The organism is Candidatus Pelagibacter sp. RS39 (genome assembly GCF_002101315.1).
GTDB lineage: Bacteria > Pseudomonadota > Alphaproteobacteria > Pelagibacterales > Pelagibacteraceae > Pelagibacter.
On record NZ_CP020777.1, the window covers coordinates 330183 to 354564 of the forward strand.

The 24382-nt window shown below is 29.8% G+C and carries 27 protein-coding genes and 1 tRNA gene; 22 read left to right on the top strand and 6 right to left on the bottom strand.

Annotation, left to right across the window (positions count from 1 at the left end):
- Window positions 1–41: 41 nt before the first annotated feature.
- The 18 genes from B5L73_RS01795 to B5L73_RS01880 all read left to right on the top strand — a co-directional run bounded on the left by B5L73_RS01795 (window position 42) and on the right by B5L73_RS01880 (window position 15773).
- Entirely contained in the window at window positions 42–365 is a 324-nt protein-coding gene (locus B5L73_RS01795; RefSeq protein WP_085147197.1) for a 5-formyltetrahydrofolate cyclo-ligase, read from the top strand.
- Window positions 353–796 (top strand): cell division protein ZapA, encoded by a 444-nt coding sequence (locus B5L73_RS01800; RefSeq protein ID WP_085147199.1) that lies wholly within the window; start codon window positions 353–355, stop codon window positions 794–796. Before B5L73_RS01795 ends, B5L73_RS01800 begins: the two co-directional genes overlap by 13 nt.
- Before the next feature lie 9 nt (window positions 797–805).
- On the top strand, window positions 806–1339 hold the full coding sequence (locus tag B5L73_RS01805) for a 5-formyltetrahydrofolate cyclo-ligase (RefSeq protein WP_085147201.1): 534 nt from the start codon (window positions 806–808) through the stop codon (window positions 1337–1339).
- A 4-nt stretch (window positions 1340–1343) separates the two neighbouring features.
- Complete coding sequence (locus B5L73_RS01810) at window positions 1344–2147, top strand: TIGR00282 family metallophosphoesterase (protein WP_085147203.1); 804 nt, start codon at window positions 1344–1346, stop codon at window positions 2145–2147.
- A 7-nt stretch (window positions 2148–2154) separates the two neighbouring features.
- Window positions 2155–2877, top strand: a complete 723-nt coding sequence (locus B5L73_RS01815; RefSeq protein ID WP_085147205.1) for a YebC/PmpR family DNA-binding transcriptional regulator — start codon at window positions 2155–2157, stop codon at window positions 2875–2877.
- A 9-nt stretch (window positions 2878–2886) separates the two neighbouring features.
- Entirely contained in the window at window positions 2887–3381 is a 495-nt protein-coding gene (locus B5L73_RS01820; protein ID WP_085147207.1) for a crossover junction endodeoxyribonuclease, read from the top strand.
- A gap of 52 nt (window positions 3382–3433) precedes the next feature.
- On the top strand, window positions 3434–4108 hold the full coding sequence (tolQ, locus tag B5L73_RS01825; protein WP_085147209.1) for a protein TolQ: 675 nt from the start codon (window positions 3434–3436) through the stop codon (window positions 4106–4108).
- A 1-nt stretch (window position 4109) separates the two neighbouring features.
- A complete protein-coding gene (gene tolR / locus B5L73_RS01830) occupies window positions 4110–4526 on the top strand; it encodes a protein TolR (RefSeq protein WP_085114691.1) in 417 nt (138 codons plus the stop codon).
- 6 nt (window positions 4527–4532) lie between these two features.
- Window positions 4533–5342: a cell envelope biogenesis protein TolA gene (locus B5L73_RS01835; RefSeq protein ID WP_085147211.1), complete on the top strand. Its 810-nt coding sequence runs from the start codon at window positions 4533–4535 to the stop codon at window positions 5340–5342.
- A 17-nt stretch (window positions 5343–5359) separates the two neighbouring features.
- Window positions 5360–6700 (top strand): Tol-Pal system beta propeller repeat protein TolB, encoded by a 1341-nt coding sequence (gene tolB, locus B5L73_RS01840; protein ID WP_085147213.1) that lies wholly within the window; start codon window positions 5360–5362, stop codon window positions 6698–6700.
- An 86-nt stretch (window positions 6701–6786) separates the two neighbouring features.
- Entirely contained in the window at window positions 6787–7266 is a 480-nt protein-coding gene (gene pal / locus B5L73_RS01845) for a peptidoglycan-associated lipoprotein Pal (RefSeq protein WP_085147215.1), read from the top strand.
- A gap of 87 nt (window positions 7267–7353) precedes the next feature.
- On the top strand, window positions 7354–8343 hold the full coding sequence (gene ybgF / locus B5L73_RS01850) for a tol-pal system protein YbgF (protein ID WP_085147217.1): 990 nt from the start codon (window positions 7354–7356) through the stop codon (window positions 8341–8343).
- Window positions 8303–9331: a tRNA lysidine(34) synthetase TilS gene (gene tilS, locus B5L73_RS01855; RefSeq protein ID WP_085147219.1), complete on the top strand. Its 1029-nt coding sequence runs from the start codon at window positions 8303–8305 to the stop codon at window positions 9329–9331. The genes ybgF and tilS overlap by 41 nt, the downstream gene beginning before the upstream one ends.
- Before the next feature lie 42 nt (window positions 9332–9373).
- Window positions 9374–11275, top strand: coding sequence for an ATP-dependent zinc metalloprotease FtsH (ftsH, locus tag B5L73_RS01860; RefSeq protein WP_085147221.1), 1902 nt, complete (start codon window positions 9374–9376; stop codon window positions 11273–11275).
- 5 nt (window positions 11276–11280) lie between these two features.
- Entirely contained in the window at window positions 11281–12336 is a 1056-nt protein-coding gene (gene folP / locus B5L73_RS01865; RefSeq protein ID WP_085147223.1) for a dihydropteroate synthase, read from the top strand.
- Window positions 12336–13667, top strand: coding sequence for a phosphoglucosamine mutase (glmM, locus tag B5L73_RS01870; RefSeq protein WP_085147225.1), 1332 nt, complete (start codon window positions 12336–12338; stop codon window positions 13665–13667). Before folP ends, glmM begins: the two co-directional genes overlap by 1 nt.
- A 1-nt stretch (window position 13668) precedes the next feature.
- On the top strand, window positions 13669–14481 hold the full coding sequence (gene thiD, locus B5L73_RS01875) for a bifunctional hydroxymethylpyrimidine kinase/phosphomethylpyrimidine kinase (protein WP_085147227.1): 813 nt from the start codon (window positions 13669–13671) through the stop codon (window positions 14479–14481).
- Window positions 14481–15773: an adenylosuccinate synthase gene (locus tag B5L73_RS01880; protein WP_085147229.1), complete on the top strand. Its 1293-nt coding sequence runs from the start codon at window positions 14481–14483 to the stop codon at window positions 15771–15773. The genes thiD and B5L73_RS01880 overlap by 1 nt, the downstream gene beginning before the upstream one ends.
- Here B5L73_RS01880 and rpoH read toward each other — a convergent pair.
- Both rpoH and B5L73_RS01890 read right to left on the bottom strand, forming a co-directional pair.
- Complete coding sequence (rpoH, locus tag B5L73_RS01885; protein WP_085147231.1) at window positions 15770–16651, bottom strand: RNA polymerase sigma factor RpoH; 882 nt, start codon at window positions 16649–16651, stop codon at window positions 15770–15772. The genes B5L73_RS01880 and rpoH overlap by 4 nt on opposite strands.
- A 52-nt stretch (window positions 16652–16703) precedes the next feature.
- Window positions 16704–17684, bottom strand: a complete 981-nt coding sequence (locus B5L73_RS01890; RefSeq protein WP_085147233.1) for an RluA family pseudouridine synthase — start codon at window positions 17682–17684, stop codon at window positions 16704–16706.
- A gap of 23 nt (window positions 17685–17707) precedes the next feature.
- On the opposite strand from B5L73_RS01890, the gene B5L73_RS01895 reads away from it, so the two are divergent.
- Window positions 17708–17784, top strand: a tRNA-Arg gene (locus B5L73_RS01895).
- A gap of 1 nt (window position 17785) precedes the next feature.
- Here the strand turns inward: B5L73_RS01895 and B5L73_RS01900 are convergent.
- The 3 genes from B5L73_RS01900 to B5L73_RS01910 are packed head-to-tail and all read right to left on the bottom strand — an operon-like array spanning window position 17786 to window position 20234.
- Window positions 17786–18577 (bottom strand): ABC transporter permease, encoded by a 792-nt coding sequence (locus B5L73_RS01900; RefSeq protein ID WP_085147235.1) that lies wholly within the window; start codon window positions 18575–18577, stop codon window positions 17786–17788.
- On the bottom strand, window positions 18574–19302 hold the full coding sequence (locus B5L73_RS01905; protein WP_085147237.1) for an ABC transporter ATP-binding protein: 729 nt from the start codon (window positions 19300–19302) through the stop codon (window positions 18574–18576). The genes B5L73_RS01900 and B5L73_RS01905 overlap by 4 nt, the downstream gene beginning before the upstream one ends.
- Window positions 19302–20234, bottom strand: a complete 933-nt coding sequence (locus tag B5L73_RS01910) for an L-threonylcarbamoyladenylate synthase (RefSeq protein ID WP_085147239.1) — start codon at window positions 20232–20234, stop codon at window positions 19302–19304. The genes B5L73_RS01905 and B5L73_RS01910 overlap by 1 nt, the downstream gene beginning before the upstream one ends.
- Before the next feature lie 20 nt (window positions 20235–20254).
- On the opposite strand from B5L73_RS01910, the gene B5L73_RS01915 reads away from it, so the two are divergent.
- The 3 genes from B5L73_RS01915 to dxs are packed head-to-tail and all read left to right on the top strand — an operon-like array spanning window position 20255 to window position 23272.
- The gene (locus B5L73_RS01915) at window positions 20255–20509 is read left to right on the top strand and encodes an exonuclease VII small subunit (protein WP_085147242.1); all 255 of its coding nucleotides are present in this window, start codon (window positions 20255–20257) and stop codon (window positions 20507–20509) included.
- Window positions 20490–21362: a polyprenyl synthetase family protein gene (locus tag B5L73_RS01920; RefSeq protein ID WP_085149576.1), complete on the top strand. Its 873-nt coding sequence runs from the start codon at window positions 20490–20492 to the stop codon at window positions 21360–21362. Before B5L73_RS01915 ends, B5L73_RS01920 begins: the two co-directional genes overlap by 20 nt.
- Complete coding sequence (gene dxs / locus B5L73_RS01925; protein ID WP_085147244.1) at window positions 21359–23272, top strand: 1-deoxy-D-xylulose-5-phosphate synthase; 1914 nt, start codon at window positions 21359–21361, stop codon at window positions 23270–23272. The genes B5L73_RS01920 and dxs overlap by 4 nt, the downstream gene beginning before the upstream one ends.
- On the opposite strand, the gene aroC is transcribed toward dxs, so the two are convergent.
- A complete protein-coding gene (gene aroC, locus B5L73_RS01930; protein ID WP_085147246.1) occupies window positions 23269–24351 on the bottom strand; it encodes a chorismate synthase in 1083 nt (360 codons plus the stop codon). The genes dxs and aroC overlap by 4 nt on opposite strands.
- Window positions 24352–24382: the final 31 nt, after the last annotated feature.

A 24382-nucleotide genomic window follows, 5' to 3' on the forward strand; every position in this document is an offset into this window, starting at 1 on the left:
TAGACTTAGAAGATTCTATTTAATAATATAAATATATATATATGAATTCTATTCTTGAAAAAGAAAAAAAGCTAAATTTAGCTTTGACTAAACTAAAAAGTTTAAATTTAGAAAATCCAGATATAAAAAAAAATATTGAAATTCTTGGTGAACAAAAAAATCAATTAGAAATTGAAAAATCTGAAATAGAGAAAAAATATAAAACTTTGGTGGATGAACATGATAATTTAACAAGAAAATTGGAGGAGTTGGAAAACAAAGAAAAAATTGAGGAAAAAAAAAGAATAGAATTTTCTGAAAAAATAGATGAATTAAATCAAGAAACTAATACTTTAATGGACGAAATCGATAAATGGCAAACGTAACTATAAAATTCAATGGCAAAGAGTTTTTGTTATCATGTGATGATGGTCAAGAAGAACATCTTGAGGAGTTATTAATTCAAATCAATCAAAAATTTAATAACTTAAAAAATGATTTAGGAAATATTGGTGAAAATAAACTTTTATTGATTACTGCAGTAAAAGTAATGGATGAATACTACGAAACCAAAAAAAAAGTTGAACAGAAAAAGATTGAATTAAAAGAACTTTCAAACAAATTTAGAGAGTTAAAATCACTAGTTTATGAATACAAAGACATAAAAGAGGAAGAAATTAAAAATTTAAATAAAAATCACATAGAATTAAAAGATGAAATTGAACTAAATCAAAAACATTATGAAAAGTTAATTGATGCTGCTGCTGACGAGATTTCAAATTTTGTTGAAAAAGCAAATATAGATAAAATATCTTAATAAAATTTTGTGAACAAATCTCAAATTAGAAAAAAAATACTAAAGTTAAGAAAACAAAAAAACATTAAAAAATTTATTTTTAATTTTGACTTAATTTTAGGTATTTTAAAAAAAAAGAAAGTCTCAGGTAGAATACTTGGTGGCTATTACCCATATAACTATGAAATAAATATTTTACAAATCTTAGAAAAGTTTGAGCAAAAAAAATTCATTATAACATTGCCAAAAATAAAGAAAAACTCACAAATGGATTTCTTTCAATGGTCAAAAAACGATCCTTTATCAATTAATAGATTTGGAATACCAGAACCAATTTCTAAAGTAGCAAAATACCCAGATATTTTATTAGTACCCCTTTTAGCTTTTGACAAAAATTTCAATAGGATTGGTTACGGTGGAGGGTTCTACGATCGTTATATTAAGAAAATTAGAAAACAAAAAAAGGTTTTAACAATTGGATTTGCTTACTCTTTTCAAAAAGTAAAAAAAATACCAACTAATAATTATGATATTAAGTTAGATTTTATTATAACAAATAAATAGTTTTATGAAAATTTTATTTTTAGGCGATGTTGTTGGATCATCTGGATGTAGAAAGATAACTAATGATTTATCAAGTCAGATTAAAAAAAATAATATCGATTTTGTAATTATTAATGGTGAGAACGCTGATGATACTGGTGTTGGTTTGACCAAAGAAATTTGTAAAGATTTCTTTGAAAATGGAGTTGATGTTATTACAACTGGAAACCATGTTTGGGATCAAAAAGACATAATGAATTTTATTGATAATGAAAACAGACTGTTAAGACCAAAAAATTTATTTGAACCTGCTCCTGGTAAAGGATTTGAGATTTATAAAACAAAAAAAAATTACAAGATAGGAGTTTTAAATTTGATGGGAAATGTTTTTATGAAAAAGTGCGATGATGTTTTTAAAATATCAAAAGAATTTTTAGAAAAATATGATCTGAAAAAAGATTATGACTTTCTAATTGTTGATTTCCATGGAGAAATAACAAGCGAAAAAAATGCAATTGGTCATTATTTTGATGGAAAAGCAACACTCGTAATTGGAACCCACACTCACATACCCACTAATGATGCAAGAGTTTTAAAAAATGGCACTGCTTATCAGACAGATGCAGGTATGTGCGGAGATTACGATTCAGTTATAGGAATGAATAAAGATAATTCTCTTAATAGATTTATGAAAAAAGATTCTATTAAACATTTTCCAGCCCTTGGAGAAGCCTCTTTAAGTGGAGTTATAGTAAATTGTAATTTAGAAACAGGCTTAGCAAATAGTGTAGAAAGTTACATATTTGGAGGTCTTTTAAAAAATACTTAATTTTTTTATGGCAGGACATTCTCATTGGGCAGGTATAAAACATAAAAAAGGTAAAGCTGATAAAGAAAGATCAAAAATTTTTTCCAAACTATCTAAAGAGATTACAGTTGCGGCTAAGTTAGGAGATAAAGATCCAGCTATGAACCCAAGATTACGTTCAGCTATTCAAGCTGCAAGGTCAGCAAACATGCCAAAAGATAACATAACTAGAGCTATCGATAAGTCCTCAATGAGTAATCAGTCAAATTTTGAAAATTTGAGATATGAAGGCTTTGGACCTGAAAAAGTTGCTGTCATAATTGAAACTTTGACTGATAACAAAAACAGAACCGCTTCCAATATAAGAACAATTTTTCAAAAATCAGGGGGAAGCCTCGGAACTCAAGGCTCAGCATCACACAATTTCAGTCAATTAGGTGTAATTAAAATCGATAAAAATGAAATTTCAGATGAAGACATATTAGAACTCGCTATTGATGCAGGTGCAAATGAGTGTAAATCAGATAAAGAATTTCATGAAATTCAATGCTCAATAAATGATATCTATAATGTTAAAAAAGAGTTAGAGAAGAAAATAAGTAATTTTATTTCAACGGGAATGGAGTGGGTGCCTTTAAATGCTGTTGAAATTCCAAACGAGAGAAAAGATGAATTGATTAATTTTTTTGAGACATTAGAAGAGGATGATGATGTGCAAAATATTTATTCAAATGTTAAATTTTCAAACTAGATATAAAATATGCTTATAATTGGTATAGATCCAGGTATTTCAGGCTCGATTTGTTTTTTTGAAGATGGGAAAATTCTTGAAGTAATTGAAATGCCAGTCATGATTGATGGTAAAAAAAATAAAAAACAAGTTAATGGCGCTCAAATTTATAACGAATTTTCAAAAAAAATTAATAAAAAACAAGATGATGAAGTGAGAGTGGTGATAGAACAAGTTTCTGCTATGCCAGGGCAAGGTGTAACAAGTATGTTTAATTTTGGTCAATCTTTTGGGATTTTAAAAGGAATATGTTCCGCAATGCAATTACCAATGTTTTTTGTCAGACCAGCTAAATGGAAAAAATATTTTAATTTAATTAATTCTCAAAAAGATGCTAGTAGAACAAGAGCAATCGAAATATTTCCTTATTTTTCAACACAACTTTCAAAGAAAAAAGACTCTAACAAAGCTGATGCTATTTTAATTGCGAGTTTTTACTATGAAACTCACCAAAAAGATGATTAATCCTAGATTTTTAAAGTCAAATTCATGACACATTTAAGTGTGAGAAGACCTTATGGAAGCTGATATTTCATCACAAGCAGTCGGACTTGCATCAAGTGCTGACTTTTCACTTTTGAACTTATTTATAAGAGCTGATATAATTGTTAAATCAGTCATTATTATTCTTATTGCATGTTCAGTTTATTCATGGGCGGTAATCATTGAAAAATTTAAATTATTTAAAAAAATAAATCAAAGTTCAGAAGAATTTGAAACAAAGTTTTGGAACTCGAAATCTGCGGAGTCTTTTTATAATAATCTTCCAGGAAATATTAATGATCCAATGGCCCTTATTTTTAAAGATGCTATGCAAAATCTTCTTAAAAGAAGATCTAAGACAGATTTGAATGCTAGAATGACTTCAATGTTAGAGACCGGGATAGAGAAACAAATGTCTAAAATTACAAAAGGATTTACTTTTTTAGCAACTGTTGGATCAACGGCACCTTTTATAGGACTATTTGGAACTGTTTGGGGTATAATGAATTCTTTTCAATCTATTGCAATTTCAAGAAATACTAGTTTAGCGATTGTAGCCCCTGGAATTGCAGAAGCTCTTTTCGCTACAGCATTAGGTTTGTTGGCAGCTATTCCTGCAGTAATTGCTTACAACAAATTTAACAATGACTCTTTAAAATATTCACAAAAGTTGGAAAACTTTTCTAAAAGATTCTTAACAATTATTTAGAATGGCATTTAAGTTTAATCGTTCATCTAAGGAACCAATGAGTGAAATAAATGTGACACCATTTGTAGATGTGATGTTAGTCTTATTAATTATCTTTATGGTGACAGCACCTTTGTTAACTGTAGGAGTTCAAGTAGACTTACCGGAAAGTTCAGCTGACTCCCTTCCAGAGGAGCAAGAACCTTTAACATTAACTATAAATTCAAAAGGTGAAATTTTTATACAAGAGTCAAAAGTTGAGTATGAAAAAATTATTGCAAAAGTTTTAGCAGTCTCAAAAAATCGGACTGATACAAGAATATACGTGAGAGGGGATAAAACTATTAATTATGGTAGAGTTCTTGAAATTATGGGTTTACTTTCAGGTTCAGGATTTACGAAAGTAGCTTTAATTTCAGAACCGTACAAAGAGAGGTAATTTTTTGTGAATAGGAGTATTGCAATTTCCTCTGTTTTACACCTATTTGTTATTCTTTTAACAGCAATGAGCCTTCCTTTTTTAGCAAAAAAACCAATTGATCTTCCGCCGATTGTTTCGGTGGAATTAATTCAAATAACTGAAAAAACAAATATCCCATTTGCACCTAAGGCAAAAAAAATAATTGAAAAAGTTAAAGAAAAAGAAAAAAAACTAGTATCAGAGCAAGCTCCACCTAAAAAAGTTAAGAAAATTAAGCCTGATGCTGTTCCGATGCCAGAGGATAAAGTAAAGAAAGTTGAAAAAATAAAAGAGGATAAACAAAACCCTGAAAAAATTGACAATGAGGTAAAACAAGTATCTGAATTTGAAAAAGAGGAATTATTTGATCCAAATAATATTGCAGCCTTAATTGATAAATCTAAAGAGAGTAAAGCAGAAACCTTAAAGAAAAATCCAGATTTAAGTCAAGATCAAAATAAAAATTTTGAGAATACAGGGTTATCCTTAAGTGAGGAAGATGCACTTAAAGCACAAATTTTTGGTTGTTGGAGTATACCACTTGGATTACCATATAATGAAAATTTACTTGTTAGAATAAAACTCGAATTGGAACCTGATGGATCAGTAATTAAGTCAGAAATTTTAGATCATGCAAGAATGAATAAACCAGGACAAGGCTTTTACAAAGTATTGGCAGAAAGTGCTTTAAGAGCTATTAAATTGTGTCAGCCTTTAAGAGTTCCTAGTACTGGTTATGAAAGATGGAAGGAATTACAGTTAAATTTTGATGCAAGAGAAATGTTAGAAGGTTAATATTACTTATAAAAAAAATGAAAAATTTTATAATAACTTTAATAATAATCTTAATACCAGTTAAATCGTTTGGTTTAATAGAGGTAGATATAACTAGGGGTAATTTAAACCCATTACCTGTTGCAGTCTCTCCATTATCTATTGATGAAGAATCAAGAAAAAATTTTGAGAAAATTCTAAAAAAGAAAAATATCGGTTCAGAAATATCTTCAATTGTAGAAAATAATTTAAAAGTTTCAGGTTTATTTAATCCATTAAATAAAGATGCGTTTTTGCAAGAACCAGACATTGCAAACTTAAAGCCTAGATTTGAAGATTGGAACTTAATTAAAGCCCAGGCTTTAATTACTGGAAAAGTTAGTAGTGTAGAAGAAAAACTAAGAGTAGAGTTTAGATTGTGGGATGTGCTTGCAGGAAAAGAAATGATGGCACTTGCTTTTACAACTGTTCCAAATAACTGGAGACGCGTTGGCCATATCATTACAGATAAAGTCTATGAAAGATTGACTGGTGAAAAAGGTTATTTTGATACTAGAATAATTTATGTTGCAGAGGAGGGACCTAAAACTCAAAGAGTAAAAAAATTAGCTATAATGGATCAAGATGGTGCTAACAATAAATTTCTGACATTAGGAAACGAACTTGTTTTAACTCCAAGATTTAATCCAACAAGTCAAATGGTAACTTATCTCTCATATTTTAGAAATTTGCCGAGAGTTTATTTGTTAGATATTGAAACAGGCACTCAAGAAGTTGTGGGAGATTTTCCTGGCATGACTTTCGCACCAAGATTTTCTCCAGATGGAAAAAAAATAATTATGAGTTTTGCTAAGGATGGTAATTCTGAAATTTACACAATGGACCTAGAGAATAGAATAGTGGAAAAAATTACAAATCATCCATCTATAGATACATCTCCTTCTTATTCCCCAGATGGAAAATTTATTTCTTTTAATTCTGACAGAAGTGGTTATCAACAAATATATGTGATGAAGAGTGATGGGAGTAATGTTAAAAGAATATCTTTTGGCAAAGGAATTTACGGCACTCCAGTTTGGTCTCCTAGAGGAGATCTAATAGCATTTACAAAATTACATAAAGGAAAATTTTATATTGGTGTAATGAGAACTGACGGAAGTGGCGAAAGATTATTAACTGAAAATTTTTATCAAGAGGCTCCATCGTGGTCTCCTAATGGTAGAGTATTGATTTTTTATAGGGAGACTAAAACGGACTCTAAAGGAAAGGGTTTTTCTGCAAAATTATGGTCTATAGATTTAACAGGCTATAATGAGAGACAGGTTCCTACTCCAACTGACGGATCAGACCCATCATGGTCATCTTTATTAAGTAATTAATAATTAATTAGCTTGATTTTTAGCCTTGAAAGATCTAATTAGTTGTGAAAAACTAAGACTAAAGAAATATTGATCAAGGAGTAATAATGAAATTAAACAAAATTCTAAAAAATGGATTTTTAATAGTAGTTGCGTGTTTAGCACTTTCTGCATGTGCTACATCGAAAAAGTCTACTGGGCAGATGCAAGGTGATGTTTATACAGGAACAGATACAGTTGAATATTTAGCTTCAGGTGTTCCTGATAGAGTATTTTTTGCAACTAACGAGTCAGTGTTAACTACAGCTTCTAGAGAAACTCTTAGAAAACAAGCTGCATGGTTAAGAAAAAATTCTAAAATTACAATTGTTTTAGAAGGACATGCTGATGAAAGAGGAACAAGAGAATATAACTTAGCATTAGGTGAGAGAAGAGCTAATGCAGCTAAAGATTATTTAATGACTTACGGAATATCTTCAGACAGAATTTCAGTTTTAAGTTATGGTAAAGAAAGACCTGTTGACTCTGGGTCAAACCCATTAGCTTGGTCAAAAAATAGAAGATCTGTAACAGTTAAAGCAAATTAAAATACTAAATTAATATTTAAGACCTCTTAAATTATAATGATTTAAGAGGTCTTTTTTTTGCCATTATTTTAGACATAACCTAATTAGATGAAATACTTTAAAGTATTATTTAAATATAAAATTTTTTTGTTTTTTAATTTTTTAGTTTGTTTTTCCTCTCTCGCTGATAATCATAATATTTCCGATACACTGGAGTTGATCAAAAAGGATTTAAAAACTTTAGAAAAAGCTGTTTACTCAAATTCAAGTGAATTCAATAATACAAATTCAGCATCATCAAACTTTGATAGCAACTCTGAGGATGTTCTTACAAGACACTTATTGAAGTTATCTGAAATTGAAAATCAATTTCAGGAACTTACTAATAAATTTGAAGAAATAAATTTTAAACTAGATAAGTTATCAAATAGACTTTCAAAAGTTCAATCAGATAATCAATTAAGATTTCAAGATTTAGAGACTGCTTTATCAAATGGTGAAAGTATAAATTTGACTTCAAAAAAAACTTCAGAATCTGATACAGAAATTTTACCAGGTTCATCTCAACCACAAGATTTAGGGTCAATATCTTATAAAGATAATTCTACAAGCGATACAACTCAAAAAATACAATCAGTCGAAACAACTGCAACAATTGTTACCGAGACATTTCAAGCAGAAGAAAAAATTTTACCAGATGTTTCAGCTTCTGAGCAATATGAGTTTGCAACGAGTTTTTTAAAAGTTGGAGATTACTCTACTGCTGAAAGAGCATTTAGAGAATTTGTAATTTCAAACCCTGATCATAAATTGGCTGGTAACGCACAATATTGGTATGCTGAAACTTTTAGAATAAGACAATTATACACTGATGCTGCTTCAGCTTATCTAGAGGGTTATCAAAAATATCCAAAAGGAGAAAAAGCACCTATTAATTTATTAAAGCTAGGTGTATCAATGATACAGATTGGAGAAAAAGATCAAGGCTGTAAAATGATAAGTGGTGTTGCACAACAATATCCAAACGCAAAACAGTCTGTTATTCAAAAAGCAAAGTATGAGTCTCAAAAATTTGAGTGTAAGAAACAAAATTCCTAACATTTATAAATCAAGACTTTTAAATCAAAGAGTAAATAAAATTTTTAAAAAATTTGAAAAGTCATTCAAAATAAATTCTAATTTCATTGTTGGAGTATCAGGAGGATCAGATAGTTTGGCTTTAGCTTTTTTAACAAAAGTATATGCTTTAAAAAAAAACTTAAATCCAAGGTATTTTATTGTAGATCATAAGCTTAGAAAAGAATCTACTAATGAGGCTGATAAAGTAAAAAGAGTTCTTAAATCTTTTAAAATTAACGCACATGTTCTCACTTGGAAGGGTAAAAAACCTGTTAATAATATTCAATCTTTAGCAAGAAATAAAAGATATGAGTTTTTATTTTCTAAATGCAAAAAACTTAAAATCAGCAACTTAGTTTTAGGTCATCATATGGATGATTTAATTGAAAACTTTTTTCTTAGAATGGCTAGGGGGAGTGGCCTAAAAGGACTTGTATCGCTTGGTATGAACACTCAAATTAAAGGTATAAATTTAATTAGACCTTTGATAAAATTTGAAAAAAAAGATTTACTATTTATATCTAAATTTATATTCAATTTTCATGTAGATGATCCCTCTAATCATGATGTTAAATTCAATAGAATTAAAATAAGAAATTTAATTAAGGGATTTAATGATTTTGGACTTGATAAGAAAAAATTTCAATTAACTATAGAAAATTTAAAAGGGTCGGATCAATCAATAAAATTTTATGTTGAAAAGAATAAGAGGGAGAATTCAACATTTAACTATAGAAAAGTTGAACTAATTTTAAAAGAAAATTTTTTTGATAATTCACATGAGGTCATTTTTAGGTCTTTATCAGATCTAATTCATTTGGTGGGAAAAAAGGCAAATTTTGTGAGGGGTAAGAAAATTGAGAATATTTTGAATAAAATTAAAGAAAGGAAACTTAGAAAAGAAACATTGGGTGGATGCGTCATTAAGATGGTAAATCACACTGTGATTTTAACAAAAGAACAGTAAAAATAGACTTGTTTAATTAATAATAATTCTTATCTTATAAACATGAATTTCAAAAACTTAGCGATGTGGGCAATAATCGTTTTTTTAACGATTGGTCTATATAATATGTTCAAGAATCCTCAATCAAACATCAGAAGTTCTAACGAAGTAATTTTTTCAGAATTTTTGGAGTCTGTGGAACAAGGTGAGGTATTAAAAGTCGAAATTCAAGGAAATAATATAAATGGTGTATATGCAAACGGAAAAAGTTTTAAAACATATTCACCAAATGATCCTAATTTAATAGAAAAACTTTCAGAAAAGGGTGTAAGTATTTCTGCAGCACCTATAGAAGAAAAGATGCCTTCTTTGTTTGGAGTTCTACTTTCATGGTTCCCGATGTTGTTATTAATAGCAGTTTGGATTTTCTTTATGAGACAAATGCAAGGTGGAAAAGGTGGAGCAATGGGCTTTGGAAGATCTAAAGCAAAAATGATGAATGAAATGAAGGGTAAAGTAACCTTTAACGATGTTGCAGGTGTAGAAGAAGCTAAAGAGGAAGTCGAAGAGATTGTTGAGTTCTTAAAAGATCCAAAAAAATTTAGTAGGCTAGGTGGAAAAATACCTAGAGGTGCACTTCTTGTAGGTCCTCCAGGAACAGGAAAAACTTTATTAGCTAGGGCAATTGCTGGTGAAGCAGGTGTTCCTTTCTTCACTATCTCTGGATCAGATTTTGTAGAGATGTTTGTTGGTGTGGGAGCATCAAGAGTGAGAGACATGTTTGAGCAGGGAAAAAAAAATTCGCCTTGTATAATATTTATTGATGAAATTGATGCTGTAGGAAGAAGTCGAGGCGCAGGTTTAGGAGGTGGAAATGACGAAAGGGAACAAACTCTTAATCAGCTTCTTGTTGAGATGGACGGTTTTGATACAAACGAAGGGGTTATCATAATCGCAGCAACAAACAGACCTGATGTTCTTGACCCCGCATTATTAAGACCAGGTAGATTTGATAGACAAGTTGTAGTTTCTAATCCGGATATAATTGGAAGAGAAAAAATTTTAAAAGTTCACGTTAAAAAAATTAAAATGGCACCTGATGTAAATTTGAGAACTATAGCAAGAGGAACTCCAGGATTCTCAGGCGCTGATTTAGCTAATTTAGTAAATGAGTCTGCATTATTAGCTGCTAGGAAAAATAAAAGAATTGTTACTTTAAATGAATTTGAAGAAGCGAAGGATAAAGTGATGATGGGAGCTGAGAGACGGTCAATGGTTATGACTGAAGATGAAAAGAAATTAACGGCGTACCATGAAGGTGGACATGCATTAGTCTCTTTTAATATGCCTAGTTACGATCCAATTCATAAAGCAACAATTATACCAAGAGGTAGGGCTTTAGGTATGGTTATGAATTTACCTGAAAGAGACAAACATGGTCATTCAATTAAATATTTAAAAGCAAGATTAGCAGTTTGTTTTGGCGGCAGAGTTGCAGAGGAAGTAATTTTTGGAAAAGATAATATTTCAACAGGAGCAGGTGGGGGAAGTGGCTCAGATATAAATCAAGCAACTCAACTTGCAAGAGCTATGGTAACAAAATATGGAATGAGCGAAGAGATGGGCCCAGTTGAGTATGGCGAAAATCAAGAGGAAGTTTTTTTAGGAAGATCTGTAACTCAAACACAATCAGTATCTGAAGAAGTTGCTCAAAAAATAGATAAAGAAATCAGAAAATTAGTTGATGAAGGGTATAATAAAGCTAAAGAAATCCTAACTGAAAAAATTGATGATTTACATAAAATTGCAAAAGCTCTTATGACTTATGAGACTTTAACAGGCGAAGAAATAGAAAATATTATTACTAAAAACATATATCCTGCTGATAAACAAGACTTAAAAGTTGATGATGACAAGAGTTCTGCTTTAGGTGCTATGGGACTCAAACCTAAGATTGTTCATTAATTTTAATGCTTAGATATTACACAAGAGTGTGTAATTTCTATTATGGTAATCATTCAAAAAAACTAGTTAACCAAAAGAAATCAATACCACTTAATGGGATTAAGGAAATCTCATTTGATCAAATAGAAATAATAACAAGAAATTCAAAAAAAAAAATTTTTATTAATCAGATAAAATATCTTCCTAAATTAATAAGAAAAAAAATTAATTATGATTTAAAAAAAATTAAATCGAAAAAAAAAAATTTCTCAAATTTAGATTTCAAAAAAATACCAAATATTTTAGGAGTATTAAACTTAACACCTGACAGTTTTTCAGATGGTGGAAAATTTAATTCAAAAAAAAAAGGAATTAATCACGCCGTACATTTAATAAACAGTGGTGCAAATTTAATTGATGTTGGCGGTGAGTCGACTCGTCCAGGATCAAAAATGATTAGAGAAAATTTAGAGTGGCAAAGAATTAATAAAATTTTGAAATTATTACTTAAGAAAAAAATACCAATATCTTTAGATACTAGAAAGTCAAAAATTATGAGTAAAGGAATAAATTTAGGGGTAAAATTAATTAATGATGTCTCAGGATTAGATTTTGACTCTGAAACTTTGAATGTACTAAAAAAATACAAAATTCCATTTGTAATTCAGCACTCACAAGGAGTTCCAGAAAATATGCAAAAAAATCCTAAATATAAAAATGAATTATTGGATATATACGATTTTTTTGAAAAAAAAATAAAACTATTAAGATCGAAAGGTATTAAACATGATAAAATTATTCTAGACCCCGGTATAGGTTTTGGAAAAAATTTGAAACATAATATGAGTTTGATTCGCAATATTTCCATTTTCCATTCTCTTGGTTTTCCGATACTTGTAGGCAATTCAAGAAAAAGATTTATTAAGGAGTTATCTGGAAAAAATGACAGCAAATTTAGAAATGGTGGAACGATAGCATCATCAATATATCTTATGATGCAAGGTGTTCAAATTTTAAGAATTCATGATGTTAATGAAACAATACAAGGCATTAAGATCTTTAAGAATATAATAAATAGTTAATGACAAAAAAATATTTTGGCACTGATGGTATTAGGGGAGCTATTAATAGTGAAAATATTAATGGGGATATGTTTTTTAAATTTGGCTTAGCTAGTGGAACATATTTTAAATCTCAAAAAAAAAGAAAACAAACGGCAATAATTGCAAAAGATACTAGATTATCTGGATACACTTTAGAACCAGCACTCGTATCAGGATTGGCATCAGCAGGTATGCATGTATATACCTTAGGACCTTTACCCACTAATGGTTTAGCGATGCTCACAAAGGCTATGAAGGCAAATATGGGAATTATGATTACAGCTTCTCATAATCCTCACAATGATAATGGATTAAAACTATTTGGACCTGATGGCATGAAATTATCAGACAAAATAGAAAAAAAAATTGAAAGTTTAATTGATAAAAAAATCATCAAAAATCTCTCTAAGCCAGAAAAATTAGGTAGAGTAAAAAGATTAGAGACAGGTACAAATGATTACATCAAAATATTAAAAAAAAATTTCACCAAAGAATTCAATTTAAGAGGTCTTAGAATTGTAATTGATTGTGCAAATGGAGCAGGGTACAAAGCTGGACCAGAATTATTAAAATCTTTGGGAGCTAAAGTGATTGCAATAGGAGTTAATCCTAATGGATTAAATATTAACAAAAACTGTGGTTCTACATTTCCTGAAAAAATAAAATCTGCAGTTAAAAAGTATAAGGCCCATATAGGTATTTCACTAGATGGTGATGCAGATAGGATAATTATGTGTGACGAAAAAAGTAATATCATAGATGGTGACCAAATTATTGCTGCACTAGCAACAAGATGGCAAAATAAAAAAATGTTAAAAGGTGGGGTTGTTGGAACATTAATGTCCAATTATGGCCTTGAAAAATATTTCAAAAAAAAAGGTATTAGATTTATACGTGCTAATGTTGGTGACAGATATGTAAAAGAGGTAATGCAAAAAAATAAGTTTAATTTAGGTGGAGAGCAATCAGGACATATTATTCTAGGTAAATTTGCAACTACAGGAGATGGCTTACTTGTTGCTTTGGAGTCTTTATTTGCTCTTAGAAAGGGAAAAAGAGCCAGTGAATTTTTTGAAAAATTTAAAAAAACTCCACAATTACTTAAAAATATTGAAGTAAAAAATAAAAATATAATCAACAAACCTGAAATTAAAAAATCTATTAGGCTAGCTTCAAAATTAATAAAAGGTAGTGGCAGAATTCTTGTAAGAAAATCGGGAACAGAATCAAAAATAAGAATTATGGGAGAAAGTGAAAATAAAAGACTTCTTGAAAAATGTGTTAATATAATTTTGAAAAAAATTAGATAATTTGAAAATAAAATCAAAAATTTTAATAATAGCGGGATCTGACTCATCTGGTGGTGCAGGTATTCAAGCAGACATTAAAACTGCTACTAGTCTAGGTGTGTATTCTATGACAGCAGTAACTGCAGTCACAGTCCAAAATACAAAAGGTGTGAAATCAGTAATACCTGTCCCACCAAATGAAATTTATAATCAAATAATTCATACAATTAAAGATATAAAGCCCAATGCTATAAAAATTGGAATGCTTCATTCCACAAGGGTAATAGACAATGTATCAAGATCATTGAATAAAATGAAAGTTAAAAAGATTATCCTAGACCCAGTGATGATTGCCAAAGGTGGCTCTAAGCTTATTACAAACTCAGCTGTAAAATTGATGAAAAAAAAATTATTAAATAAAGTTTCTTTGATTACACCTAATATTCCTGAAGCTGAAATTTTGACTGGTATCAAAATAAAAAACCAAAATGATATGATTCTTGCTGCAAATGAATTTATTAAACTGGGTGTACCAAATGTATTAATAAAAGGAGGCCATTTAAAATCAAAAAAAGTACATGATATATTTGTTAACAAAAAAGAGATTAAAGTATTTTCAAATAGAAGATTTAATACTAAAAATACTCATGGCACAGGCTGTACACTATCAACTGCAATAACTTCTTTTTTTTCATGTGGAAAAACTCTAAAGAAATCTTGTGAGTTGGGAGTTAAGTATGTAAATTCTGCAATATTAACAAACCCTAAAATTGGTATAGGACATGGTCCAATAAATCATTTAAATTCTATTGAGTTAAAAAAAATTTATAAATAATGAAAAATGTTGCAGTAGTTGGTTCGCAGTGGGGAGATGAGGGAAAAGGGAAGATCGTAGATTGGCTATCAGAGCAAGCTGATGTTGTAATTAGATTTCAAGGCGGTCATAATGCTGGACATACCTTAGTTATAGATGGAGTAACTTACAAACTTCGATTACTTCCCTCTGGAATAGTTAGAAAAAATAAAATTTCAATTATTGGAAATGGTGTCGTTGTAGACCCTTGGGCATTATTAGATGAGATTAAAGAAATTGGAGAAAAAGGTGTCGATGTAAATTCAGAAAATTTTATGATTTCTGAGGCTGCAAACCTAATTTTACCATTTCACCGAGAAATGGATGAAATAAGAGAGGATGCAGCTGGTAAAAGCAAAATAGGAACTACTAGGAGAGGTATTGGACCTGCTTATGAGGATAAAGTCGGAAGACGTTCAATAAGAGTAATGGATCTTAGATCTGAAAAAAATTTAAATCAACGATTAGAAACAGTTTTATTACATCATAACGCGATCAGAAAAGGTTTAGGAAAAAAAATATATGAGAAAAATCAACTTAAAGAAGATCTTTTAAAAATTGCACCTGATATTTTAAAATTTTCAGCACCGGTATGGCTTAAGATTGATCAGTTTAAAAAACAAAAGAAAAAGATATTATTTGAGGGTGCTCAAGGAATTCTGTTAGACGTTGATCACGGAACATATCCTTTTGTCACTTCGTCGAATACTGTGGCTTCAAGTGCTGCAACGGGAACTGGATGTGGACCAAATTCAATTAATTATGTATTAGGGATAACCAAAGCTTACACAACTAGAGTGGGCGAGGGACCTTTTCCCACAGAATTAGTTGATGGTATAGGTGAGTTATTAGGAACAAGAGGCAAAGAATTTGGAACTGTTACAAGCCGAAAAAGAAGATGTGGATGGTTTGATGGTGTTTTGGTGAGGCAAACAATAAAAGTTTCTGGAATTGATGGTATTGCTTTAACAAAACTTGATGTTTTAGATGAACTAGATGAAATAAAAATGTGTGTGGAATATGATTTAAATGGAAAAAAAATAAACTATCTTCCTGCAGCAGTTGAAGATCAACTTAAAATCAAACCTATTTACAAAACATTTGACGGATGGAAAACCCCAACTAATGGTATCAAAAATATAGATGACCTCCCTGACAATGCTAAAAAATATGTATTTGCAATCGAGGACTTCATTGGAGCGAAAATATCAAGTATATCGACTAGTCCTGAGAGGGATGATACAATTTTAGTTGAAAATCCTTTTGAGATTTAATTAACAGGCAAAAGATTTTTTGATTTGGCTAGCAAAAGCATGTGCTTTTGTAATTTTTCAAATGCTTTGTTCTCAATTTGCCTTACTCTTTCACGGCTAATCTTATATTTTTTACTTAAATCTTCTAAAGTTGTTGGATCGTCGTTTAATCTTCTTGAATATAGAATTTCCCTTTCTCTATCATTCAAAACTTTAATTGAGTCTTTTAATAAATCTTTTCTTTGTTTCATTTCTTCTTGATGAGCAAATTTAAGATCATGGTCTAATTCTTTATCTACTAACCAGTCTTGCCATTCGTCACCATCCTCACCAACCTGAGCATTAAGAGAAAATTCTTTTCCAGAGAGTCTACGATTCATTGAGACAACCTCTTCTTTACTCACATCTAATTTTTCAGCAATTTCGTTTACATGTTCATTTCTTAAATCACCCTCAGCTTGTGGTGCAATTTGATTTTTCAATTTTTTAAGATTAAAAAATAATTTTTTTTGTGCAGTTGTTGTACCAATTTTTACTAAGCTCCAAGATTTTAGGATATATTCTTGAATAGAAGCTTTTATCCACCACATCGCATAAGTTGCTAATCTAAAACCTTTTTCTGGCTCAAATTTTTTGACAGCCTGCATAAGTCCAATATTACCTTCAGAGATGATTTCATTAATTGGTAGTCCATAACCTTTATAACCCATCGCAATTTTTGCAACCAATCTCAAATGACTTGTTACAAGTTTTTCTGCTGACTTAATATTTCCTGTTGTTTTCCAATTTTTAGCGAGCATGTACTCCTCTTCTGCATCAAGCATTGGAAATTTTTTTATTTGCTCGAGATATGCAGACAGACCACCTTCATTACTCAAGATAGGTAAATTGCTATTCATAGTTGTGCTCATAAACAGTTTATCTAATTAATAATAAAAATTTTTCAATGTTTTATTTACCCATATTTCTGAGTGTTTTTAGTATTATTTCAAGTTCATTTGGTAAAATAGAGTTAAAAATCATTTGTTTATTTTTTTTTGGATGAATAAAGCCCAAGGTTTTGGCATGTAAAAATTGCCTATTTAATTTAATTAGAATTTTTTCTAATGATGGCTCTATATCTTTAAACTTTTTAAATCTTTTCTTATATTTATCATCACCAACTATACTGTTTCCCAAATAATTCATATGAACTCTTATTTGGTGAGTTCGACCTGTTTCTAATTTACACTCTAACAAACTAAAAGTTGGTATATTTTTATTTTCAAAAATTTCTAAAGTTTTGTAATTTGTAATTGCTTTTTTTCCTTTGCTGTTACTAACCTCCATCATTTGTCTATTTTTTGAGCTTCTTGCAATAAAAGTTTCTATTTTACCTTTAGATGGTCTTATCTTGCCCCAGATAAGTAATTGGTAAACTCTTTGGATTGTGTGTTTATTAAATTGATTAGAGAGGTGTTCATGAGTCTGATTATTTTTTGCAATTACAATCAATCCAGATGTATTTTTATCAATTCTATGTACTATTCCAGGCCTTAGTTCACCCCCAATATTAGAGAAAGAATTTTTACTATAATTCATAAGTGCATTTACGATTGTATTATCAAAATTACCTGCACCAGGATGCATTACTATTCCAGAGGGTTTGTTTAAAACAATTAAATCTTTATCCTCAAATACTATATCTAAATTAAACTTGTAAGGTTTTAAGGAAGCTTTTTTTGGTTCAGGTATGACTAATTTTATTTCATCATTAAAAAAAATTTTTTTCGATGGATCAGTTATTACCTTGTTATTTATTCTTAACTTATTATCTAGAATAAGATTTTTTATTCTTGTTCGACTAATAATATTCTCTCTCTTTTTAATGAAAATATCAACACGGAGTTCATTTTCGGTCTTATCAACTATCAAATTTATTTTTTTTTCCATAAAATGATATATTAATATGATATGCGCTTGTAGCTCAACTGGATAGAGCGCCTGACTTCGGATCAGGAGGTTCTGGGTTCGACTCCTAGCAGGCGCACCAATTATTCACCCATATTTATTAAAGTTCCTTTTATTCTTGCCCTTAAAAAAGATAGATAAAACAGTCCTATTCCAAAAATTAAATAAACCAAATTTAATAAATAAGCTTGCTTTATATTTTCGTAATCTACAAGACCATTTATTAAAATATTTCTAGTTTCATCAAAAATGTAAACTAGTGGCAGTCCCTTTGCAATTACTTGGAAAAATTCAGGAAGGATTTCTATTGGATAGTAGATACAGCCTAATGGAGCAAGTAAAAATAATGATGACCAAGCTATATTTTCAAAGGATGGTCCGTATCTCATTAAACCTGAGCTCACAAATAAACCTAGTGTAATCCCAAATATGTATAAACTTAAAAATAATATAAAGAGTGGAAAACCTAATTTTAAAATTGAAACCCCAAACAATGGAGAAGTTAAAATAATTGCGGGTACTAGACCGATTAATGTCCTTATCAAAGCAGTAAATATTAAAGATATAATTATTTCTTTTAGCTTCAATGGAGCAATAAATAAATTCGTAAAATTTCTACTCCAGATTTCCTCTAAAAAAAGCATATTAAAACTTATGCTAGATCTAAAAAGAATGTCGTAAAGAATTGCACATGTAAGAATTATTCCAAGTGTATTATTGTAATAATCACTATAAATTGAAAAAAATTTAGAAATAAATCCCCAAAGAATAATTTGTATTGTTGGCCAATAAATTAAATCCAAAACTCTTGGTAAAGAACTTTTGATGAGATAAAAATGTCTCAAAAAAAGTCCATACATTTTATTTAGATTCATATTAAATCTCTTGTAAGTTTTAAAAAAACTTCCTCCATGTTTCTCCTTCCATGTTTTTTAATTAATTCGCCAGGAGTTCCTTGATCAATAATAGATCCTTTATTCATCATTAGAACTGAAGAGCATAATCTCTCAACTTCTGTCATGTTATGCGAAGCAAGCAGGATAGAAGTTTTTTTTTCTTTTTGGTATTCCTCTAAAAAACTTCTAACAAAATCTCCTGTTTCAGGATCTAGAGATGCAGTTGGTTCATCAAGAAGAAGAACTGATGGATCATTAATTATAGATTTAGCTAGACTGACTCTATTTTTTTGGCCAGAGGAAAGTTCTCCTGTTATTTTATTAATAAATTCATTAAGTCTTAATTTTTCACAGAGATAATCAATTTTAATTCCAAGTTTTTTTACATCATAAAGTCTTCCATAAACTTCAAGATTTTGCTTTACAGTTAATTTTTTTGGTAACTCAATATATGGTGAAATAAAATTTAATTCGTTTAATAATTCAACTCTTTGTTTTTCAATTTCAATACCATTTATAAGAACTTTCCCTTTTGTAGGCTTTAGTAAACCAAGAATCATACCTATTGTTGTAGTTTTACCACATCCGTTAGGTCCAAGAATTCCAATGATTTCATTTTCATTTAAATTAAAAGAAATATTTCGAACAGCTTCTTTTGAGTCATAAGTTTTTGATAAATCAATTATTTTAAGAGGAATGGTCATTAAAATTTTGAAGCCCTTAATAATCTATCGTTAATAGTTTTGCCGATTCCTATATTTGGGATTTTGTCTACAGCTATAGATTTGTAATTATCTTTTTTTATCTTTCTTAAAATAGTGTAGAGGTTTTTTGCAGCTTCTTTTAAATCGCCCTTTTTTGATAAAAAATAATAGTTTGTTTTGTTAATCCTATTTTTCTTAATTAGTAAAAAAGCCTCATCTTTTTTTATTTTTTTAACATTAAGTCTGATTGGGATCCCAGGTGAATAATGAATTCTTAATTGTCCAGGAGCTGAAATCTTGGAAGGATTTATATTTATTAAAATTTTTTTCTTTAATATTTTTTGGAGAGTTTCAACTTCTAAACCACCTAATCTTAAAATTTTTGGTTTTTTCCTTAGATCAATAATTGTAGACTCAACCCCAACCGAAGATCTTCCACCTTCAAGTATATACTTAATTTTTTTTCCAAAATCGTCCTTTACATCTGAAGAAGTTACCGCACTAACTCTTGAAGAAATATTAGCACTAGGTGCTGCGATAGGAAATTTCAAATGTTTTAACAGAATTCTTGCTACTGGATGTTTTGGAAATCTCACAGCAAGAGTATTCTTTTTATTAGTTGCAATTTTCGAAATTTTTGATTTTTTTTTTTGATTTAAGATGAATGTTATTGGCCCAGGACAAAATCTTTTATATAATTTTAAAAAATCAACATTTAGATCGCAATCATCTTTTAATTTTTTTAAATCATAATAATGAATAATCAAAGGGTTATTCATTGGTCTTTTTTTTAATCTAAATATTTTTTTACACGCTGTATCAGAATATGCATTCCCAGCTATTCCATAAACAGTTTCGGTTGGTATAGCAACACACTCTCTTTTATTTAAGAGATTCCTCGCTTTTTTAATATTTGCAAGATTAATTTTCATGTATTATTTGAGAGTATTATATGAAAGATAAAAATTTACCAAATGATTATAATTCATTATCTCTTGAAGAATTAACCACTGAGGCAAATAAGATGATTGAAGAATTGGAAAATCAAAAGGATTTAGGAAACTCTTTAGACAAGTATCAAGATTTAATTAAACTCAATAATATAATTGAGAAAAAATTTCAAAAGAATATCAAAGAAATAAATGAGAAAACAAAAGAAAAGATATCCAAGATTAATCAAAAAAATAATGCAAAGAAAATTAAATAAAATTGCAAAAGATACAAATTTGTTTTTAAGAAGATTTATTGCCAAACAAAAAAAAACAAATTTAATAGTTGCAATGAAATATGGTCTTTTTTCTGGAGGAAAAAAAATAAGATCAAAAATTTTAATTGATGTTGGGTTTCTATTTAAGTTAGATTATAAAACTCTGATCGTTATTGGTGCTGCGGTTGAATGTATTCATGCGTATTCATTAATACATGACGATTTACCATGTATGGATGATGACTCTATAAGAAGAGGTAAACCATCAGCGCATATTAAATTTGGAGAGGCTACAGCAGTTTTAGCTGGAAATTCACTTTTAACAATGGCTTTTGAAATCTTAAGCCATAAAGACTTAAAAATTAGTGAAAAAATTAAGATTGATTTAATTAATAAAATTTCTGAAAGCTCGGGTCATCTTGGAATAGCAGGAGGACAATATTTAGATTTGAATTATGAACGTAAGAAAATTTCTCAAAATAAGATTGAAGAAATGGAAATAAAAAAAACTGGAAAACTTTTTAGTTTTTGTTGTGCAGCACCCTTGATAATTAAGAAAAAAAGCAAAAATGATATTAAGAAATTTGAAAATATTGGTGCTGACATAGGTTTGTTGTTTCAAGTTGCTGATGATTTGATTGATTATAAAGGAAGTTTGCTTGTTGCAGGAAAAAAAACTGGTAAGGATAAAAAAAAAGGAAAAGCAACTCTAATTAGTTTACTAGGATACAAAAATACTATTAAATATGCTGATAATTTGATTTTAAAAATTAATCGTAAATTAAAAAGATATGGATCTAAATCAAGAAATTTATCTGAAACATTAAATTATATTTTGAATAGAAACAAATGAAAAAAAAATATGAACTGTTAGATGAGATTAATTTTCCGTCGGATTTAAAAAAAATACCTGAGTCAAAATTACAAAAAGTTGCTGATGAATTAAGAGATGAAATGATTGATGCTGTGTCAGTAACTGGTGGACATCTTGGGGCAAGTCTCGGAGTGGTAGAATTAACTGTTGCTTTACATTATGTCTTTAATACACCAAATGATAAGTTAATCTGGGATGTGGGTCATCAGTGTTATCCACATAAAATTTTAACTGGCAGAAAAGATAGAATTAGAACTTTAAGACAAGGAAATGGTCTTTCTGGTTTTACAAAAAGATCTGAAAGTGAATACGATCCATTCGGTGCTGCGCACAGTTCAACATCAATTTCATCAGCACTAGGTATAGCAGAAGCAAATAAACTGTCCAATAAATCAGACAATGTAATTGCAGTAATTGGTGACGGCGCAATCAGCGCAGGAATGGCTTATGAAGCTATGAATAATGCTGGTGCCTCAAAAACTAAGATGATCGTAATTCTAAATGATAATGATATGTCGATTGCTCGACCAGTAGGAGCAATGAGTACTTATTTAGCAAAAATTTTTTCGGGGAAAATTTATTTTAGTTTAAGAGAGACTATCAAATTAATAATGTCAGCCTTTTCAAAAAGGTTTAGTGCAAAGGCTGGTAAAGCAGAAGATTTACTTAGATCTGCTTTTACAGGTGGAACTTTGTTCAGTTCACTTGGATTTTATTACATTGGTCCAATAGATGGCCATGATTTAAATTCATTAATTCCAATTTTAAAAAATGCGAGAGATTCTAAGCATGAAGGACCAATTTTAATTCACATTAAATCGAAAAAAGGAAAAGGTTATACTTTTGCTGAGGAGGCAAAGGATAATTATCATGGAGTATCAAAGTTTAATGTCAAAACTGGTGAGCAACTAAAGAGTACAAGTAAATTACCATCATATACAAAGGTTTTTGCAAACACCTTAATTCAACATGCCAAAAAGGACAGTAAAATCGTAGCTATTACTGCTGCTATGCCTGATGGCACTGGTCTAGATATTTTTCGCAAAGAATTTCCAGATAGGACTTTTGATGTTGGGATTGCAGAGCAACACGCAGTTACATTTGCTGCAGGTTTAGCTACTGAAAACTTTAAACCCTACGCAGCTATTTATTCCACTTTTCTTCAAAGAGCTTATGATCAAGTAGTTCACGATGTAGCAATTCAAAGTTTACCTGTTAGATTTGCAATAGATAGAGCAGGACTTGTTGGAGCTGATGGACCAACACATGCTGGTAGTTTTGACACAACATATTTAACCACTTTACCAAATTTTATTGTCATGGCAGCAAGTGATGAAGCTGAGCTAGTAAGAATGATAAATACTTCAACCGAAATTAATGATAGACCTTGTGCATTCAGGTACCCAAGAGGAACAGGATTTGGTTCAACTCTTCCATCAATAAATGAAAAAATTGAGATAGGGAAATCAAAAATTATCAAAGAGGGAAAAAAATTAGCGATCTTAAATTTTGGAGCAAGATTGAGCGAGACTTTGAAGGCTGCAGAAAATTTATTAAAAAAAGGTGTGCCAATAACAGTTGTTGATGCTAGATTTGCAAAACCTCTAGATGAAAATCTCATTTGGCAATTAGCTACAACTCATGAAGCAATTATGACAATTGAAGAGGGTTCAATTGGTGGTTTCGGATCTCATGTGGTGAATTTTTTGACAAAAAAAGGTTTAATGGACTCTAATTTAAAATTTAGATCATTAACATTACCAGATATTTTTATTGATCAAGATACTCCAGACAAAATGTATAAAGTGGCAAATCTTGATTCAGTTTCAATTGAGGAAAAAGTTTTAGATTTACTAAATTCCAATATAGTTTTGAAAAAACAAAATTAACTACACTGAGCTTTGTGTAGAAGGTAATGATCTAATAAAACGCAAGATAACATTGCTTCACCAACTGGCACAGCTCTAATACCCACACATGGATCATGTCTACCTTTTACTGAAATACTAGTATTCTTTCCAAACTTATTAATTGTTTTTCTACTTTTTAAAATTGATGACGTTGGTTTTACAGCAAAAGAAACAATTATTTCTTGACCTGAAGAAATACCTCCTAGAATACCTCCAGCGTTATTAGATTTAAATTTTGTTTTTTTCCTATTTTGAGAAATTTCATCTGAATTCTCCTCACCCGATAATTGCGCTGAGTTCATACCTGAGCCAATATTAACTCCTTTTACAGCATTTATACTCATCATTGCTGATGCTATGTCGGAATCTAATTTTGAGTATATAGGTGCGCCTAATCCAGCAGGAATACCGTTAGCTCTTACTTCGATTATTGCTCCACATGACGATCCAGCTTTTCTGATACTTAACAAGTATTTTTCCCAAATTTTTAACATTGATTTATCTGGGCAAAAAAATGGATTTTTAGAAATTATCTTATTATCCCATTTATTGGTATCACATCCTAATATTCCCAGCTGGGTAACAGCTCCAGTGATTTTAAATTTTTTTCCTAATTTATTTTCTAAAACTTTTTTTGCCACAGCACCTGCTGCAACTCTTGCAGCTGTTTCTCTTGCAGATGATCTACCACCACCTCTGTAGTCTCTTATTCCATACTTTTTAAAATATGTGAAATCAGCATGTCCTGGTCTAAATTTATCTTTAATATCATTATAATCCTTTGAACGCATATCTTCATTGTAAATTATCAATGATATTGGTGTCCCAGTCGTTTTTCCTTCAAAAACTCCTGAAAGAATTTGAACCTTGTCACTCTCCTTTCTTTGAGTAGTAAACTTTGATTGCCCAGGTTTCCGTTTGTTTAATTCTTTTTGAATATCGGCTTCTTTTAATGGTATTAATGGTGGACACCCATCTATAATACACCCTATAGCTGGACCATGGGATTCTCCCCAAGTTGTAAAACGAAAAGACTTTCCAAAAGTATTAAATGACATTATTTATATTGTATAGATTATTTTGTTAAAA